Below are 18,464 nucleotides of genomic sequence, written 5' to 3'. Positions count from 1 at the left end.
CATTCCTTTCGCTATTTTCAATCTTTACATTTCAAATACTAAGTAAACGCTTCAGTGATCAATATCCTGTTATTATCAATGTTTATACTTGGCTATCATTCCATCACTATTTATTCCGATGGTATAACTCGATATTTTCAATTAAAGGAAACCAAAGTGTGTTCACAACCAGTACAACTTAGCTTTTTATTGATTGTCATCTTAGGTGCTATTTCCGCATTAACACCTATTGCGATTGATATGTACTTACCTGCGATGCCATCCATTGCACGAGAATTTACAGTGACTGCCGGTGATATTCAAATCACATTAACCGCGTATACCGCAGGTTTTGCGCTAGGGCAGTTACTACATGGGCCACTGGCAGATAGTTATGGGCGTAAACCGGTTCTGTTGATGGGAACTTTATTATTTGCCTTAGCCTCAGTTTTCAGTGCGCTTTCCTCAAGTATTGAAATGCTAACTTGGATGCGTATTGCACAAGGATTTTCAGGCGCAGCTGCTGCTGTGGTGATTCAAGCCATTGTCCGTGATATGTTTGAAAAAGAAGAGTTTGCACGCACTATGTCATTTATTGTATTAGTCATGACACTCGCTCCTTTGGTGGCTCCCCTTGTGGGCGGTTATATCGCTTCTTGGTTTGGTTGGCGGTCAATATTCTGGTTAATTACCTTAATCGCGTTACTGGTGATTGTTGCGATCAGCTTAAAAATTCCCGAAACACTGGCCATTGAAAAGCGCCAACCGTTCAGGCTACGCTCGATACTGCGTAATTACCGATCTTTGCTTGTTAGTACTGATGCTATGTTATTAATTTTAATCGGCGCATTCTCATTCTCAGGCATGTTTGCATTCTTAACGGCGGGTTCGTTTATCTACATTGAATTATACGGCTTTGATATCGAACATGTTGGTTACCTGTTTGCTTTAAATGTTGTGTCGATGATGATAATGACAACAGTTAATGGGCGTTTAGTCAGGGAAAAGGGTTCTCAATGGATGGTGAAACTAGGTTTAACGATGCAACTGATTGCTGCTGCGTTATTGCTATTTGGGCAAATATTTCACTTAGGGCTTTGGGGCGTTGTTATCCCTGTGATGTTATATGTCAGTACGATTTCAACGGTTGGTAGTAATACCATGGCCATTCTATTGAGTGATTACCCTAATATTGCAGGTACTGCCTCATCGCTTGCTGGTACATTACGGTTTGGTTTAGGCGCATTAGCGGCTGCTATCATTTCATTTTTGCCCGCTACATCAAGTTGGCCTATGGTCATTGTTATGTGTTCTTGCGCGAGTTTATCCATGTTGTTTTTTTTACTACGAACAAAATGAATACCTTTACTGATTTTATTGATGTGACTAAAGACTTAACCGCACAAGGCTATGGCAATAAAGATGAAGTGTTTGCTGCTGGTGGCAGTGCCGGTGGTTTATTAATGGGGGCGGTTATTAATATGACGCCTGAGCTTTATAAAGGTATCGCCACCGCGGTTCCGTTTGTGGTAACGACTATGCTTGACGAAAGTATTCCACTCACGACTAATGAGTTTAAAGAATGGGGTAACCCTAAAGATAAAACCTATTACGACTACATGTTGTCATACTCACCTTATGATCAAGTAAAAGCACAAGGTTATCCCAATATCCTCGTCACAACCGGATTACATGACTCACAAGTTCAGTATTTTGAACCGATGAAGTGGGTTGCTAAGTTACGTGATTACAAAACCGATGATAACCTATTATTGTTTAAAACAGACATGGAGGCGGGTCACGGCGGTGCTTCTGGACGCTTCAAGCGCATCCATGATACCGCCTTGGAATATAGCTTCTTTCTGATTTACTGAAGAAAGATTAATTAGTAGCTAAAACACTCTAATGGTGCGTATGACTTCGTGGTTATGGGCACCTTTTTAATGAATCTGCCAGATTAGCCCCTCTGTTATTTACTCTTTTTAAGTGCTTTGCGATAGTACAACGACCATTTTAAACTAAAATTTTGGATAATATAGCCCATTATTTACATGTTATATGCATGAAAATTAAAGTACCGAGAGAGAAATAACGGTGGGGATATGGCTAGTTAGCTCTGGCATAATCAATACAAAAGCGGTTAGCTTATTAAGTTAGCTAACCGCTTTTAATATTACTTTAGGTTATTTATAAACCTAATGCTTGCAAGGTAAATTCTGGTGGATTATCAAATAAGACTGCTTCACGACTTGGGAATTCCCCTTTAATTAACCAGCTTGGAATATAAGGCGAGTCAAAATCAGGGCTTTCGCCTGTTCGCTGAAAATGCAATGCCAGTAAGGCGATGATATCTCGCATCACCATTGCTTTGTTATCATACAGCTCAATTGAATCTGTCCCTTTAGGCTCGCCCGGCTCTGGGGCAAAGTCTGCAAAATAATCATAATGCGCTTCTACCGCTTTCGCCGCTACATGAGAGACTGTGTCTGACTGACGTCCCCAGCAACTGGCAATTAAACTGACTCTGGGCAGGTGCATAAATTGAATGGCGTACTCCGCTTCAATAAAATGCATTGCTGCGACTTTTCCGCGCTCTGAAAAAGCTAAGGCCGTTTGTAATGCATGTAATTGTTGTGCGGGTGTAAGGTCATCCATCATGTAACTTCGGTAGACATTATACATCGCATCATAAGCATCTATTTGCTCAGAGGCTTGTGGTTCCGCTATCACACTCTGGTGAATACACAGCTCATTTAGTGCATCCTGCTGGCCGCCTAAAATAATATTCATGTTGCAAACATCAAGCCACAGGCCGGGACTATCATAGCCACTTGTTTCATAGGGTGTGATGGCTAAATCACGCCCAGCCAGTGTAATTGGAACGAGCTCATCTGCATTTGCTGACAGTCGGAAATGCATCTGACCGATTTCAGCTGCATGTGCTAAGAACCAAATGCAATGGGCTTTGGGCCAATCTAACATCACCGCCTCTGTAAAATAATTTAGATAACGACTAAATACTGTGGGCGCAGCATGTTGTATCTTTTCTTTACACCACCAGTTGGGTAAGCCCGACGAAAAATGTTCGTTAATATCGTTTAATAAGAACTCACTCCTTTGTTGTTTTTCCGCTAAATAGCGTGCTTTGTTATGGTGCTGGTGAATATTCATAACTTTCCTATGGTAATAGTTTTTGATCGTAATCTTTAATGGTAACAGGTCCTAGGTCGCCGGTTTTTTTATCAATGTTCTGAATCACCATTTTATATTCTAAGGTATTATTGTCTAAATGGTTTCGTAGTTTAGCAACTGTGCCTTGTAGTTGCAGTTGTTTATCTCCAGTCAACGTTTTCGAATGTTTTTCCATTTTATCGATAACAAGTTCTGTGTATCTACGTGAACCTTGCATATGCCTAATTTTGTTATTATCAGGATCAATTTGTCCAGATAGTTTGGGTGTAGCTGCTGACGTTCCCTTTGCCTCAAAAATAATCAGTTTTCCATCTTGCTCATAAATGTCGTCAAACTGATTATTTTTACCCTTGTAGTTAGGTAAAGTGGCATCAATTCTGTTACTTGGGAGCAACTTGCTGTGTTTTGCATAGGCATCTGTGGCAGCGTTTCCTAATTGCTCAGATGCTAACCCCATTTTGTGGCGGTAAAAACTAGCTTTTTCCGTATCTAGCTCTTTATCTGCTAAGTTTTTATAATATGCTCGCGCAATTTCCAACTGTTTGGGAGTATTTCGTTTTCCATCTAGTATATAGTCGTTTCCTTCTAATTTTAACGTCTCTGGTGTTGTAGTTATTTTATTCTTATCCGCTTTGAGCTCTGTTCGTTTGATACCTGGAGGTAAACCCCAAGATTGAGTTGATGGGTTATATACTTTACCCGAAGCCAACATCGACCCAACTTCTTCAGGGTTTAGGGATGTCGAAGGAGCGACTTTTAAGTGTGCTGCGTGCGCTTCAAGATCTGCTTTCTTATAAACAACTTTAATTGGGGCGCCGTCGATATCTCTTTTAGGAGAGGAGGGAACATGCCCATTTGGATTACCATCGAGGTCAAAGCCTTTTCCTACCCCCGCCATATCATAGGACAACCCTGACATACCCAGATCATCAAGGCGGTCAGTGACCACTGTAAATAATTCATCAATTTTTAGCGTTTTTAATTTTTTAACAGATAAATCTACAGCTAATGTAACGGCAAGATCAATTAATGCGTCTTCTACATTAATGTTGGCGTCCTTTCCATTTAAAATATCAATGATTTTATCTATGGTTGCGTAAACTGTATAAGCAGTAGATGCCCAGCTTGCCAAAGCGAACGCTTTGATAATTAATGGGATGAGAAACAGGGCATTATTTTCAGCCGCATTACCGCCTGCCTTTATCGCGCTGTCAACATCTCCACCCGCTATAAATACAATAAGCCCTGCACCTAAACGTGCAATATCAATACCTTGGTCGTTTAGTTTAATCAGTTCTCCTTTTACTCTTTCTGTATATTCAGCCTGTTGCTTCTTTGACCAATTTGCATAAGGCCCATTTTTTAAAGCCGCTGCGGTGGCTAATTCGCCTTCAACGAACAATTTAGCCTGTGCCGCTTTTGCTTCAATTTCTGCTCTGTACTGTTCGGCAATGTATTCACCTAAGACTCCTCCTCCAGCACCACTTAAGCAGGCTTTGCTATTCTCAGATGAATTGCTTCCCGTTGCTACAGAGGTTAGCCCTGCAAGACCACAGCCTAATGCTGCGTGAGCAATGTATTTACTAGCAGTATCTAAGGAAGGAATTGGATTTGCATCGGTGTCTATATTTGCCTCATGAATTTTATTGGCAAGCTCTTTCCCAAGCATATTGATTGCCGACATTGCAAAGGCGTTTAATACCACTTTATCAAAGTCATCAATACTGGTGAAGCCTTCGCCATTCATGAGACTCGCGATATTAACTTCGACTACCGTGTGGTATATCGAATTCACCGCTTGTGTGGTTAGGTTATTGATAACACCCTCTGGAATAGTCGCATTAATCCCTTTTTCTACTGCCCCAAAAAAGCTGACATCTAATTCTGCTAATACCCCAGCAGTCACCATGCTTGTCGCTAAGCTGATAAAGGTTTCTTTGCTTGCTAAATCACTGAACGTTTCTTTAATATCAAAGCCATTCGCTAATAACGAAGAGGCCGCTTGCGTGGTTAATGCATTAATACCCGCACTTACTGCCGCACTTATAACAACATTACTAATGTTGACACCTATTGCCGCTGCAAGGCCTCCCGGACCGGTTGCCAATGTCATGATAACCGCCATCAAAGCTTGCGCCGCTGGGGTTAATCCTGCGTTATCGTAGCTCCATTCTTCGACTTGTAGTTTTATCTCTTCAAAGTTTGCATCAGGGTGGTTTCGTACTTCAGCAAGCCATGCAAGTTCGGGAGACGTCGATAATTCATTAATGACTTCATCAATGCTTTTACCGGCACCCGTGTATTCAACACGTACACCGTTATGCGCTTCAAGAATTAATCCACCTTCAGCGATGAATTCACTGTAATAGGCAACTTCACGGTAGTGGCCGTGACCCTGATAACGGAATGATAATGACCCTTCATAAGATTCCTCATAGCTATATTGGTCAAGCATTTTCGCTAATTGAATATCAATACTGCCATTTTCAGCAACAATTTTAGCAATGCCTTTTGAATCAACGGCCACTGCTTGTAACGTAATATCACCCATCTTAGTGGTTATATTTAAGCTGTTGCCTGCTTTTAATAAAGAGCGCACAATTTCAGATTTTTGGAACTCTTCTGACATTGATTCATCGCTACCAAAAACACCACTGGTAGAACTTTCGTAACTTTTACTGCCGGTACGAATATCTTCAGCTGGAATAATCGTTATGCCCATGCCTGCCAGCATTTCTATCATGCCTTGGCTTTCAATAATGGCACCTTGTGCAACAATCTCGTTCGCGGCAACAATAGAAACGATGTCTATTGCACTTAGTTTAGTGGGTAAGTTGATTAGCGATGAGCTTGACTCGCTCCAGTTTTTTCCTGATTGAGCATGTTCTTCATGTTCTTCACGTACTTCAGTGGGTAATAAATAAACGCTATTTCCTGCATTGAGTGACAAAGTACCTTGTGAGTTAAGCTCACCACCTGCAATTAAAATATCCCCCGCGCTGTTTAGGTTAAGTGTATCGATAGCATTGATAGTAGCAATTTTTCCTGCCTGCTCGGAGAATCCATGTTCGTAATCTAGGCGAGTAACTAGCGTTTTATTGGTGATACTTGACGCGATTAAATTGACATTGTGACCTGAGATGGTACCCGATAGGTTACTGATATCGCGACCCATAATTGTTAAGTCACCTAAAGCCTTTACATAACCATTAGTGTTAGAAAAGCTTTCTTCTACTTTAATCAAACCATCACGTGCGAAGATGACGTTGGTACCATCCATGATGAAATTATTCGAAGTAATACTACCGTCAATGACACTGAGTGTTGTTCTCGTCACGCGATTGAAGTGAATGTCTTTTTGCGATAAATACACGTAAGGTATAACCACTGCTTTACCGGTGCTTAAATGGACTTTTTCAGGCCAAATAATAGATTTTGATAAGCCTTTTATTTGAGCTTCAGTTAACGCTTGGCCAAACTTTATGTTCTTCTGTCCCATAAATTCAAGCGCATTATTATATAAACCTTTAACCATTGTATTGTAAGTTAACCCTTTACCATTAATTAACATGCTGCGGTTAATAATTTGGTTGAGTTGTAAGCGTATAACTTCTCGTTCGATGTAAGGCGTGCCGATAAACAAGGGTTTAGCGGGTGCAACAGGGATAAAAATAGTGATGTCACCGGCAATAGGGACTAATTTATAACCCTCGAATTGCTTAACATAACGTGCCGTCGCTTGCTGGTAGAAATAATCAAACCCATCAAATATGGTGTTAATTTCTGGCGCTAATAAACCATCATATAAAGTGGCTGTGTTGGCAGTACTTCTATATTTAACAGAGCGTGTTAATGTCTCTTCTAGCGTGGCAATATCACTGCGTAGTTTTAGGGCAGCAAAAACAGGTGAGCTCGTTTGAGCCAATAATACAAAAACGAGTAAACTTGAGGTTATCTTTCTCCATACCTCAAATTTTTGGATGCAGTTTTCATACACTTTGTTTAATCGATTATTCTTTTTCATTATTAATGCTTCCGTGCTTAAAATGTATGATCAATAAGTTCAAACTTACCACCGTTTACGCCTGACTCTATTCGATTGGCATGGTATAACGAGGGGAATTCTTTATGTGCTCCATTTCGGACTAGCTTTTCAGAGCTGGTCGTCCATCGGTCTGTTTTCCGTTTTACGCACATACTCAACACTCGCTTTGAACAGTAATGTCGTACATGTTTGGTGGTCGCTTTAACCATTAGGGTGTGGTTTAGTTTTAAGCCTTTATTATAAGCATCGGTTACGCTACCTTGCATATTACCCCAAACTTCAATATTGCTTGCTTCATTCATGACTTCTTTTGCCGTCATACGTAAGTTACCACCAACCAGAATTCGACTTACTGGTGACAGCGCTGCAATATATTGTGTGTGATTTGTATCCACTGCATCATGCAGGTATGGCTTTGTGTGATAGCAGTATCTTTTTTCATCGCGTACTAGCTGACTGTAAAGGCTAGGGTCTTCGTCATCGTACGAGTCAAGTTCAGCATTGGCATCTATACATTTTTCTTTATTATATGTAGAAGGCCCATAAACAGGATAAGGTGCTGATTTTGATGTATGAGTTTTGGCATGCATATGATAACGGCCATTAAAAATCACTCCGTTTTTGCTCACATCGAGTGTTAAATCCCCATTCAAAACTTCTAATACGCCCGATTGATTATTAATGCGCGTTGCGCTAATTTGCATTGAGCTTTCAGCGGAAACCGTTGCATGGTCAGAATGATAAATAAGCATATCTACGGTAGGTGCTTTATAATTAGGGCGATATTTTATGTAGGGATTACTGTTCACAAATTGCGCTTTGGTATCGATAAGCAGATTAGTTGCAACAATGGTGGCTGCCAGTGGGTTATGTGTTTTGCTAATGTGCCATTTTGATCGGGCAGAGTGATAACCATATTTTTTACAAGTGCCTTTTAGCTGTGTTTCAATACCGATAATAGTTGACCCTACAGAATAAGTTCGGTTACCGCCATGACGAGGCTGATTTCGATAACATGAGTATGCTGTTCGCTGACCATTTTCAATTGAGCCTTTAGCGACTAAGGAAATGTTATGACTGACCATTAAGCCTTCATCGATATTTCGAATGCCAAAATGGTTGTTAATCTCGGATCTTTCTGCTGCGATAAAAAGCTCATCCGTTGCCCAAAACTCACCTCCTTGATTGGAAACACCTTGCGCAGAAACATGAATGTTGTTTGCCTTGATCGCACCTTCGTTGAGAAAGTAGCCTGTTGTTGCAAGCTCAATGTCATGACTTTCTATACTGAATTTTTTAAAATTATATGTGGGTCTAATGGACAACACTTGTGAGTCTAATTTAACTTTTGCGCGTGAGTTAATACTTGCATTTTGAAGGTAAATTCCATCACGGCTTTTTATTTTTATGTTTTCATTTGGTATGAGTGACTTGCCCTTGTAGTTGCTAGTAAAGGTATAATCGCCTCGAGTAGACAGGTTACTATTAAGAAAAATGGATTTATAATTCGTCATTGTCTCAATAGATATGCTACCTGCTTGAATAGGGGAATTTACTTTAATGCTAGCTGCGTTGGCGTTTAACTGATTGACCTTCGCTTGAGAGGTCGCCAAGTCATAACTTGTTTTACCAATGATAACTTGTAGGTCCCCTTGCGCCATGGTTAAGTTACCGAGTTCGTCTATTACTAGGTTACCCTGTTTTTTACTGGCTTTTGCAAATGTGCTGATGGGCCCGGAAAATACAACGTGCTCTGCTAGGATATCAATAAGGCCCGCATCCCAAGTTTTTAACCCTAACCCTGTCAACGTAAATGTACCTCTATTGATATTTATTTTGCTCAAATCTCCCGTTTTATTAAGAATTTTGGTGCCTGTGGCTAATACAACTCGTTCAGCATTCTTTATTTCACAGCCATTACAATTAATACCAGAAGGGCTCAAAATAACAACAGTCGCTTTTTTTCCCATTACTTCGAGGGTTGAAAAAGACATCGGCGTGCTAGAAGTGTTTTGTAAAATAATGGTATTAACAGCTTGCGTGGAAGTGGATAATTTTTTATTTAAGCGGTTATCATTATTTAAGAAAATGTGTGTGTATTTACTGGCAGACGTCGTAAATTTATTAAATGTGTTTGTGGAATGACCTTGTGTTGAAGGCGGAGCAATATTGATAATAATGCCATTATTACCTTCAGAATTTGGCTGTTTTGTATTAACAATCGTCAAACCTTTTTGATCTGTAGAAATTGTGTGGGCGTGTATCCCATTAATTTGCACGGCTAACACTATAATGGCGAGTTTTAAATTATTAAACAGAGTCAATTTGTATCCCTACTTTTAGTTGAGTTTTTAGAAAGTGCTAGTTTGATTAATATCAAAAAGGCTAAATTTAGCGTAATACATTGAAAAATATAATTAATTTTCAAGGATAGTAAGCTGGGGATAAATGATTAGCAAGCTGTAAAGTGGGCATTTATATTTTTGTTGTGACTTACGTCTTTTTTTTATAATTAAATGTGCATTTATGAGCTGTTGCCTATTAAGTTCGGCAGTCAATGCTTGGCAAGTTTCTGACAATGCAACGGTTTCCTGCATAATACAATGGGAAAACGAAGGGCCTATTTATTTTAAACTATCTAGTGGCACAACATGTTTTTTACCAGCTAAAGACAAGAATATGTATAGTTTGATCTTGAGTCTTTATGCGACTAAAAATACAGCATGTTTTCATTGTCATGATGTAAGTGAACCCAACGCTGGAATAACTGGGTATAAACTCCATCGGGTGACCGCTCAATAAGCGGGTGCGGTATATGTTTTACTGATAACTAACCGCTAATCATTAATGGTGGTTTTACCCCATGCCAAATTCTTTGAGCTTACGGGTTAGTGTATTTCTTCCCCAGCCGAGTAGTTTTGCGGCTTCCTGTTTTTTACCTTCGGTAAATTGCAGGGCAGTTTTGAGCATGATCTTTTCAAATTCAGGTAATGCTTCACTGAGGATATTTTCTTCACCTTGTTTTAATGAGGTTAATGTCCACTGTTGTAAGTTCTTTTGCCATAGTGGTGTTTCACTATCATCGCTGTGTGTTTCTTGGGCACTAAGCTCTGGCGGTAAATCATTAATGTGCACCTCTTGGCCACTGGCCATCACGGTTAACCAACGACAAATATTTTCTAGCTGGCGTACATTGCCAGGCCACGGAAGCTGATTAAGGTATTCTTTTGTTTCGTCTGTGAGCTGTTTGGTATCCACCTTTAGCTCGCTGGCAATGTTGTGCAAGAAGTGCTGAGCAAGTAGGCTGATATCTTCTCGGCGCTCTTTCAGTGCCGGTAGCTGTAAACGAATTACATTTAAACGATGGAACAAATCCTCACGGAAGTCACCCGCTTGTACTTTCTTTTCAAGATCTTGATGAGTGGCTGCAATAATACGCACATCCACTTTAATGCCTTGATGACCACCCACACGGTAAAATTGTCCATCGGCTAACACACGTAATAAACGTGTTTGTACATCCAATGGCATATCGCCAATTTCATCTAAAAATAGCGTACCGCCATCGGCTTGTTCAAAGCGACCTTGGCGATTAGCCGCTGCCCCTGTAAACGCGCCTTTTTCATGGCCAAAAAGTTCTGCTTCAATGAGTTCGCGTGGGATTGCTGCCATATTCAGTGCGATAAAAGTATTGGCTTTACGCGGACTATGTTTGTGCAAGGCATGGGCAACGAGCTCTTTACCGGTACCCGATTGGCCATTAATTAATACACTCATGCTAGAACGCGATAAACGTCCGATAACACGGAATACTTCCTGCATCGCCGGTGCTTCACCAATTATTTCAGGCGTGTCGATAGGCTGTTGTATCGGTTTTTTATCTTGTTTTAACTCTAAACTATGGTTAATCGCACGTTGAATAAGTGCGGTTGCTTCGTGAATATCAAAGGGTTTAGGTAAATATTCGAATGCACCACTTTGGTACGCATTAACCGCGCTGTCTAAATCACTGTGTGCAGTCATGATGATAATAGGCAGGGTGGGGAATTTCTGATGGATTTTTTCCATCAGTGCTAAACCATCCATGCCGGGCATACGAACATCAGAAATAATAACTTCGGGTTGCTCAATTTGCAGTTGTTCCCATAGGCACTCGGCGTCAGGGAAGCTAGCATGGTTGATGTTGTGGCTTTTTAAGGTGCGTTCTAATACCCAGCGAATGGCATGATCGTCATCAACGATCCAAGCAGTAGCGTTCATTTTATGCGGTATCCTTTATAAAATCATAGGTAAGTAGATAGAAAATTCTGTATGTCCTGCGATGCTGTGGCATTCAATGCGTCCATGATGTTGTTTTATCAGTTCCTGTGCAATTGATAGGCCAAGTCCGGTTCCATCACTTTTTCCTGTCACCATTGGGTAAAAAAGAGTGTCTTTAAGGTGATTAGGAATACCTGATCCATTATCTATAATTTTTATTTCAACGGCTAAACGCTGTGGTAGACCATTAATTGTGACTTGATGTGCGGTACGTGTGCGCAGTGTTATTTCTGCATTTTGTTTTAAATCTGGAATAAGTGCCTGAACGGCATTCTGTAAAACATTTAAAAATGCTTGTTGTAGCTGGTCTGATTGCATCTCAAAATCAGGAATACTAGGGTCATAATCAAGCTTGATGTTAATAAAATCAGGCAGGTCTAAGCATACCAGCTTACGTACTTTTTCTATCACAGAGTGGATGTTATCGGTTTTCCATTGGCCAATTTTTTGTGGCCCTAACAGACGATTAACTAATGCGCTGAGTCTATCTGCTTGTTCAATAATTATCTGTGTGAATTCTTTTAATTCAGGCGAGGGTAGTTCACCTTCTAATAACTGGGCCGCACCACGTAAACCGCCTAATGGGTTCTTTATTTCATGGGCTAAACCACGCACTAAATCCTGCGCTGCTTTTTGTTGGTGCTCTTGGTAATGCACTTGGCTTATTTTTCGTTGTTGCTCAATGCCACGCATCTCAATAATCACATAAGCATTTTCCTGATATAACAAGTGACTCGCGCTAAGGCTAATTAAAACAGGCTGGGTTTCAACTAAGAGTGTTATTTCACTCTCGCTGAATGCACCTTTATTCTTGAATACTTGCTCAATAGCAATAGGATTAAAATGATAATAATTAGCGAGTTGTTGCAGGCTTTGTTGATGCAGGCGTTGGCTACTTTGAGAAAGTAATAGTTCACTGGCTGGGTTTGCATAGGTAAGGTTCAGTGATTCATCGATAATAACAAAAGCGGTGTGCGCTTCTTCAATAATAGCCAGCGGAAAGTCAGTGGGTAAGTGCTCTAGCATTATTTTTTATTTTTTTCCTGTACGTTGTAAATGCACGGTGACGACTTGTGTTTTTGCTAATACTTTACCGTCTTCATCTAACAGCTCAACTTGTACCTGATGTGTTCCACGGTCGATATTTAATGCGCGCATCGTAGGAGAAATTTGTGGTGAACCGAGTTTTTTACCATCTAAATAGAGTTGTAATCTGTGTGTATTTTCTTTTTCAGGTTCTGTTTTAACATGAATATCAATCGTGCCATCGTTGCTGCGTAGCGGTTTGTCATCTTCTGGGGCAGTGATGGTGGCTTGGTAAGTAATAACCGGGCTATCTTCATCATCAATATTTAGCTCACTGGCGATAGCATCTGTCTGGTCACTGTCTTTTTTCCCTGTTGATAACAGGTTATTGTTTTTTACGTCTATTTCTTCAGTGCCGGGTACGGCGGTATCTGAAAAGTGGCTTTTTCCATTTTCATCGACCCAGTGATAAATTTTCATATCGGCTGCATGGACTAACGGAGAGAAGGAATAAACAAGCGCAGTAAAAAATAATAGAGATAATTTCATAGTGTCAGACCTTAAGCGGAAGAGCTTTAATTGTGAGTCATGAAGTTACTTTAGGCAATAAAAAACCCGCACTGATGCGGGTTTTTTCACTCAAACCGATGAATTAATTCATCTTAATAAAGTTTTCAAATTATAGGCTTTATATACATCGAACTTTTTTGCGTGAATGCTGTGCTTGAGAATATTCTCAAGCAAGCGTTACGCTTTAAAAAGTTAGATTATACGCTGTAGTATAATTCGAATTCTTTAGGATGCGTTGCACGAGAAACGGCTTCACATTCAGCTGTTTTAAGTGTGATGTATGCATCGATAGACTCATTTGAGAATACGCCACCGGCTGTTAAGAAGTCACGATCAGCGTCAAGTGAAGCAAGTGCTTCTTCAAAAGAGATTGCAACTTGTGGAATCGCATCAGCTTCTTCTTTAGGTAGGTCGTATAGATCTTTATCTAAAGATTCGCCTGGGTCAATTTTGTTTTTGATACCGTCAAGACCAGCCATAAGCATTGCTGCAAAGCCTAAGTATGGGTTCATTGTTGGATCTGGGAAACGTACTTCGATACGTGCAGCGCGAGCTGTTGGTACGATTGGAATACGAATTGATGCAGAACGGTTACCCGCAGAGTATGCAAGCATAACTGGCGCTTCAAAATGCGGTACTAAACGTTTGTACGAGTTAGTTGAAGCATTAGTGAATGCGTTAAGTGCTTTAGCATGCTTGATGATACCGCCGATGTAGTAAAGTGCCATTTGAGACATGCCACCGTACAGATCACCAGAGAACAAGTTAACGCCGTCTTTACCTAGAGATTGGTGAACGTGGTTACCAGAACCGTTATCGCCAACAAGAGGTTTAGGCATAAATGTTGCTGTTTGGCCGTATGCGTGCGCTACGTTATGTACAACATATTTGTAAATTTGAAGTTCATCTGCTTTTTCAACCATAGTGTTGAAACGACAAGCGATTTCGTTTTGGCCAGCTGTTGCTACTTCATGGTGATGCGCTTCTACTACTAAGCCCATTTCTTCCATGATTAAACACATTGCTGAACGGATGTTTTGCGCTGAATCAACAGGTGCAACTGGGAAATAACCGCCTTTAATACCAGGACGGTGACCCGTGTTGCCTTCTTCATAAGAAGTACCTGAGTTCCATGCTGCTTCTTTAGCATCGATAGAGAAGAAAGCGCCTTGCATTTCGTTACCGTATTTAACGTCGTCAAATAGGAAGAATTCTGGTTCAGGACCAAATAAAGCATAATCAGCAACACCCGTTGAACGCATGTATGCTTCAGCACGTTTAGCAACAGAACGTGGATCACGATCGTAACCTAACATTGTTTTAGGTTCTAATACGTCACAACGCAAGTTAAGAGTCGCATCATCTGTGAACGGGTCAAGTACAGCTGTTGAAGGAACTGGCATTAATACCATGTCTGAATCTTGGATACCCTTCCAACCAGCAATTGAAGAACCATCGAACATTTTGCCTTCTTCGAAAAAGTCTTCATTTAGTTGGTGGTGTGGTACAGAAACGTGTTGCTCTTTACCGTGTGTATCAGTGAAACGTAAATCAACGAATTTAACATCCTGTTCTTTGATCAGATCAAGAACGTCTTGTGCAGTTTGTACAGACATGTTTGAAACCTCTATTAACCAATTATGAATTTATTTCCATTCAAGTAAGCGAGAACTATGCCAACTTGATCATGCCCCATTATATCGTGCTTTGTTTGAAAAACGACTTAAATCTTTCTAAATCACCGCACCATCTTGGTGCGTTAATGGATCTTTATGGTGCTTAGTGCTGAGTTGTTCACCAATATTGCTATGTTTTCCTATTAATAGGGCAGATAAGCGAATTGTGACGTAGTTAAAACTTTCTATTTTTGAAATTATGGTTACAATGTGCGCACTTTGGATAACTGGCACAAAAATCAGTCCAGATAACCTATATATACCAATTAGATTAACCGTACAGAACCTTGTTAAGTTTATCTAATTGGTATTTTTTTCAATTGTTACTTTTGAGGCACATCATGTCGTTAGATAAATTAAGAAATATAGCTATCATTGCTCACGTTGACCACGGTAAAACTACCCTTGTTGATAAACTTTTAGAGCAGTCAGGCACATTAGAATCACGCGGCGGTAACGAAGAGCGTGTAATGGACTCTAACGATTTAGAGAAAGAGCGCGGTATTACTATTCTTGCAAAGAATACTGCAATCCAATGGAATGATTACCATATCAATATCGTTGATACTCCTGGACATGCTGACTTCGGTGGTGAAGTTGAACGTATCATGTCTATGGTAGATAGTGTTTGTTTGATCGTTGACGCAGTAGATGGCCCTATGCCACAAACTCGTTTCGTAACTCAAAAAGCATTTGCTCACGGTCTTAAGCCAATTGTTGTTATCAACAAAGTAGACAAGCCTGGTTCACGTCCTGAATGGGTTATGGATCAAGTATTTGATCTTTTTGATAACTTAGGCGCAACTGACGAACAGTTAGACTTTAAAGTTGTTTACGCTTCTGCACTAAATGGTTGGGCTAACGCTGAATCAGAAGAGCCGACTGAAAACATGGAATCTTTATTCCAAGCTATTGTTGATGGTGTTGCTCCACCTGAAGGCGATCGTGACGGTGATTTCCAAATGCAAATCTCGCAACTTGATCACAACTCATACGTAGGTGTTATCGGTGTTGGTCGTGTTACACGTGGTAGCGTTAAAATTAACCAAGCAGTAACTGTTGTTGGTTCTGACGGTAAAGAACGTAAAGGTAAAGTTGGCCAAGTATTAGGTTACTTAGGTCTTGAGCGTTACGATCTTGAACTTGCGCAAGCAGGCGACATCATTGCAGTTAGTGGTTTAGGCGAACTTAAAATCTCTGACACTATCTGTGCACAAAACAACGTTGAAGCATTACCACCGTTATCAGTTGATGAACCAACGGTTACAATGACGTTCCAAGTAAACAACTCTCCATTCTGTGGTAAAGAAGGTAAATTTGTTACTTCACGTAACATTCTTGACCGTCTAAACAAAGAGCTTGTTCATAACGTTGCACTTAAAGTAGAAGAAACTGCCGATCCAGATAAATTTAAAGTATCAGGTCGTGGTGAACTACATTTAGGCATCCTAATTGAAAACATGCGTCGTGAAGGTTTCGAGCTAGCTGTATCTCGTCCTGAAGTTATCGAACGTATTATCGACGGTAAGCTTCATGAGCCGATGGAAACGCTAACGATTGATGTTGAAGAACAAAATCAAGGTTCTGTAATGGAACAACTTGGTATTCGTAAAGCTGAACTAACTAACATGACTCCAGATGGCAAAGGTCGTGTACGTTTAGACTTCGTTATTCCAAGCCGTGGTTTAATTGGTTTCCAAACTGAATTCATGACAATGACTTCTGGTTCTGGTCTTCTTTACCATAGCTTCGATCATTACGGTCTTCATAAAGGCGGTACAATTGGTCAGCGTCAAAACGGCGTATTAGTTTGTAACCAAACTGGTAAAGCGGTTACTTACTCTTTATTCTTCTTACAAGATCGTGGTCGCCTATTCTTAGGTCACGCTACAGAAGTATACGAAGGTCAAATCATCGGTATTCATAACCGTGCTAACGATTTAACAGTTAACTGTATTCGTGGTAAACAGCTTACTAACGTACGTTCTTCTGGTACTGATGAAGCACAAACACTTTCACCTGAAATCATTCTTACTCTTGAGCAAGCGCTTGAGTTTATCGATGTTGATGAATTAGTTGAAGTAACACCACTAAGCATTCGTATCCGTAAGAAACTACTTACAGAAAACGAACGTAAACGTGCTGCACGCCCAACTAAAGCTTAATATTTTTAAGTTTCAGATGAATAATAAGGTCTTACTTCGGTAAGGCCTTTTTTTTATCTATAATTTAGCGTTATAGTAATACACCCTTAAGCTGTCCACCTATCAAGGATGATTATTTTGCAATTCGATAAAACGCTTTTAATTGATAAAGCTAAATTAAGTTATGGTTATTTATTATTTGTTTGGCGACGTTGCCAGGAAGATAATATTAAAGTGCCAGCAGGGCATTTAGCCTATGTGACCTTGTTATCAATCGTCCCTTTTCTTGCTGTCATTTTTTATATGCTATCTGCTTTCCCGATGTTTTCAGAGCTTAATAAAGTGATGGAAGACCTTATCTATAATAACTTCGTGCCTACGTCAGGTGATGCGATTAAAGATCATGTTGGCGGGTTTATTGAAAATACCAAGAAGATGAGCATGATGGGTATTGCTTCTCTGGTTGTGATTGCCTTGTTACTTATCTCAACCATTGACCAAACCATTAACCGTATTTGGCGCTGTACCAGCAAACGTTCTATTGTGCAGGCCTTTACCATTTATTGGACTATTTTAAGTCTTGGTCCGATTATCTTGGGCAGTAGTATTGCGCTTAGCTCTTACCTTTTTTCAACGGTGCAAAACCAAGGTTTCCTTTCTATCGGTCAGCAGTTATTAAGTTTTATGCCTTTTATTATTGCATGGCTCGCCTTTGCTGGTGTTTATACGCTAGTGCCACATCAACGTGTTAGTTTTCGCTATTCCATTGTCGGTGGCTTAGTCGCTTCTGTATTACTGACCTTTGGTACGGATCTATTTAGTTTATACATTACTAATTTCCCCTCTCAACAAGTGATTTACGGCGCATTAGCGGTGATTCCAATCTTGTTTGTATGGATCTATTTTAACTGGTTGATTGTTCTTTTTGGTGCAGAAGTAACGGCCACATTAGAAGAATATTTAACGGCGCATAAAGCGAAAAAGGACAACCTATGATTGCACTTATTCAGCGTGTGACACATGCAAATGTGCAAGTAGAAGAGAAAGTTGTTGGGCAAATAAAAAGCGGTTTATTAGTCTTGTTAGCGGTTGAAAAAGGCGATGATGATAAAACCTGCAAACGCTTAGCAGAAAAGGTGTTGGCGTATCGCGTTTTTGCCGATGAAAACGATAAGATGAATCTAAACGTGCAACAAGCAGCAGGGGACTTATTAGTTATCTCACAATTCACCTTAGCGGCAGAAACAAAAAAAGGTAACCGACCTGGTTTCTCTAATAGCGCCGAACCTGTTGAAGCAGAACGCTTATATCAACGTTTTAGTCAACAATGTCGCGACCAAGACATGCTTGTTGAAAACGGTATTTTTGGTGCCGACATGCAAGTGAGCTCAACCAACGATGGACCAACCACTTTTTGGTTACAGGTGTAAACTTTTCCACCGGTAGGCTGTCTATACCTACCTAGTGCATACTTCTATTTATCGAATGAGAGCCTTTTCCATGTTACGAATT

At 40.2% G+C, this 18,464-nt stretch carries 12 protein-coding genes and 1 pseudogene; 5 read left to right on the top strand and 8 right to left on the bottom strand.

Annotated features, from left to right (window positions below):
* The first annotated feature begins 156 nt into the window (after positions 1 to 156).
* Together CXF74_RS00660 and CXF74_RS00655 are read left to right on the top strand one after the other, a co-directional pair.
* The gene (locus tag CXF74_RS00660; protein ID WP_232772397.1) at positions 157 to 1,338 is read left to right on the top strand and encodes a Bcr/CflA family multidrug efflux MFS transporter; all 1,182 of its coding nucleotides are present in this window, start codon (positions 157 to 159) and stop codon (positions 1,336 to 1,338) included.
* Positions 1,332 to 1,853: pseudogene (locus tag CXF74_RS00655) on the top strand (prolyl oligopeptidase family serine peptidase); the annotation flags it as partial. The gene CXF74_RS00660 and the pseudogene CXF74_RS00655, both read left to right, overlap by 7 nt.
* A 313-nt stretch (positions 1,854 to 2,166) precedes the next feature.
* Here CXF74_RS00655 and CXF74_RS00650 read toward each other — a convergent pair.
* The 8 genes from CXF74_RS00650 to CXF74_RS21870 form a co-directional block, all read right to left on the bottom strand.
* Entirely contained in the window at positions 2,167 to 3,150 is a 984-nt protein-coding gene (locus CXF74_RS00650; protein ID WP_101080476.1) for a hypothetical protein, read from the bottom strand.
* Positions 3,151 to 3,157: 7 nt separating this feature from the next.
* Complete coding sequence (locus tag CXF74_RS00645; protein WP_101080475.1) at positions 3,158 to 7,195, bottom strand: DUF637 domain-containing protein; 4,038 nt, start codon at positions 7,193 to 7,195, stop codon at positions 3,158 to 3,160.
* Positions 7,196 to 7,212: 17 nt separating this feature from the next.
* Complete coding sequence (locus CXF74_RS00640; protein ID WP_101080474.1) at positions 7,213 to 9,540, bottom strand: two-partner secretion domain-containing protein; 2,328 nt, start codon at positions 9,538 to 9,540, stop codon at positions 7,213 to 7,215.
* Between the two features lie 532 nt (positions 9,541 to 10,072).
* Entirely contained in the window at positions 10,073 to 11,476 is a 1,404-nt protein-coding gene (gene glnG / locus CXF74_RS00635; protein ID WP_101080473.1) for a nitrogen regulation protein NR(I), read from the bottom strand.
* Positions 11,477 to 11,491: 15 nt separating this feature from the next.
* Complete coding sequence (gene glnL / locus CXF74_RS00630; protein WP_101080472.1) at positions 11,492 to 12,562, bottom strand: nitrogen regulation protein NR(II); 1,071 nt, start codon at positions 12,560 to 12,562, stop codon at positions 11,492 to 11,494.
* A 6-nt stretch (positions 12,563 to 12,568) separates the two neighbouring features.
* Positions 12,569 to 13,111, bottom strand: coding sequence for a DUF4124 domain-containing protein (locus tag CXF74_RS00625; RefSeq protein WP_101080471.1), 543 nt, complete (start codon positions 13,109 to 13,111; stop codon positions 12,569 to 12,571).
* Between the two features lie 218 nt (positions 13,112 to 13,329).
* On the bottom strand, positions 13,330 to 14,748 hold the full coding sequence (gene glnA / locus CXF74_RS00620) for a glutamate--ammonia ligase (RefSeq protein ID WP_101080470.1): 1,419 nt from the start codon (positions 14,746 to 14,748) through the stop codon (positions 13,330 to 13,332).
* 117 nt (positions 14,749 to 14,865) lie between these two features.
* Complete coding sequence (locus CXF74_RS21870) at positions 14,866 to 15,042, bottom strand: hypothetical protein (RefSeq protein ID WP_157822302.1); 177 nt, start codon at positions 15,040 to 15,042, stop codon at positions 14,866 to 14,868.
* A 107-nt stretch (positions 15,043 to 15,149) separates the two neighbouring features.
* On the opposite strand from CXF74_RS21870, the gene typA reads away from it, so the two are divergent.
* The 3 genes from typA (at position 15,150) to dtd (ending at position 18,382) form a co-directional block, all read left to right on the top strand.
* Positions 15,150 to 16,973, top strand: coding sequence for a translational GTPase TypA (gene typA / locus CXF74_RS00615; protein ID WP_101080469.1), 1,824 nt, complete (start codon positions 15,150 to 15,152; stop codon positions 16,971 to 16,973).
* A gap of 117 nt (positions 16,974 to 17,090) precedes the next feature.
* Positions 17,091 to 17,948: a virulence factor BrkB family protein gene (locus CXF74_RS00610; RefSeq protein ID WP_232772396.1), complete on the top strand. Its 858-nt coding sequence runs from the start codon at positions 17,091 to 17,093 to the stop codon at positions 17,946 to 17,948.
* Positions 17,945 to 18,382, top strand: a complete 438-nt coding sequence (gene dtd / locus CXF74_RS00605; protein ID WP_101080467.1) for a D-aminoacyl-tRNA deacylase — start codon at positions 17,945 to 17,947, stop codon at positions 18,380 to 18,382. The genes CXF74_RS00610 and dtd overlap by 4 nt, the downstream gene beginning before the upstream one ends.
* Positions 18,383 to 18,464: the final 82 nt, after the last annotated feature.

The organism is Psychromonas sp. Urea-02u-13 (genome assembly GCF_002835995.1).
GTDB lineage: Bacteria > Pseudomonadota > Gammaproteobacteria > Enterobacterales > Psychromonadaceae > Psychromonas.
This window is presented reverse-complemented; position numbering and strand designations above follow the sequence as displayed.

Coding starts and splice junctions, on each gene's coding strand:
- CXF74_RS00650 (WP_101080476.1), bottom strand. CDS start 3,150: ATGAATATTCACCAGCACCATAACAAAGCACGCTATTTAGCGGAAAAA.
- CXF74_RS00645 (WP_101080475.1), bottom strand. CDS start 7,195: ATGAAAAAGAATAATCGATTAAACAAAGTGTATGAAAACTGCATCCAA.
- glnG (WP_101080473.1), bottom strand. CDS start 11,476: ATGAACGCTACTGCTTGGATCGTTGATGACGATCATGCCATTCGCTGG.
- glnL (WP_101080472.1), bottom strand. CDS start 12,562: ATGCTAGAGCACTTACCCACTGACTTTCCGCTGGCTATTATTGAAGAA.
- CXF74_RS00625 (WP_101080471.1), bottom strand. CDS start 13,111: ATGAAATTATCTCTATTATTTTTTACTGCGCTTGTTTATTCCTTCTCT.
- glnA (WP_101080470.1), bottom strand. CDS start 14,748: ATGTCTGTACAAACTGCACAAGACGTTCTTGATCTGATCAAAGAACAG.
- typA (WP_101080469.1), top strand. CDS start 15,150: ATGTCGTTAGATAAATTAAGAAATATAGCTATCATTGCTCACGTTGAC.
- dtd (WP_101080467.1), top strand. CDS start 17,945: ATGATTGCACTTATTCAGCGTGTGACACATGCAAATGTGCAAGTAGAA.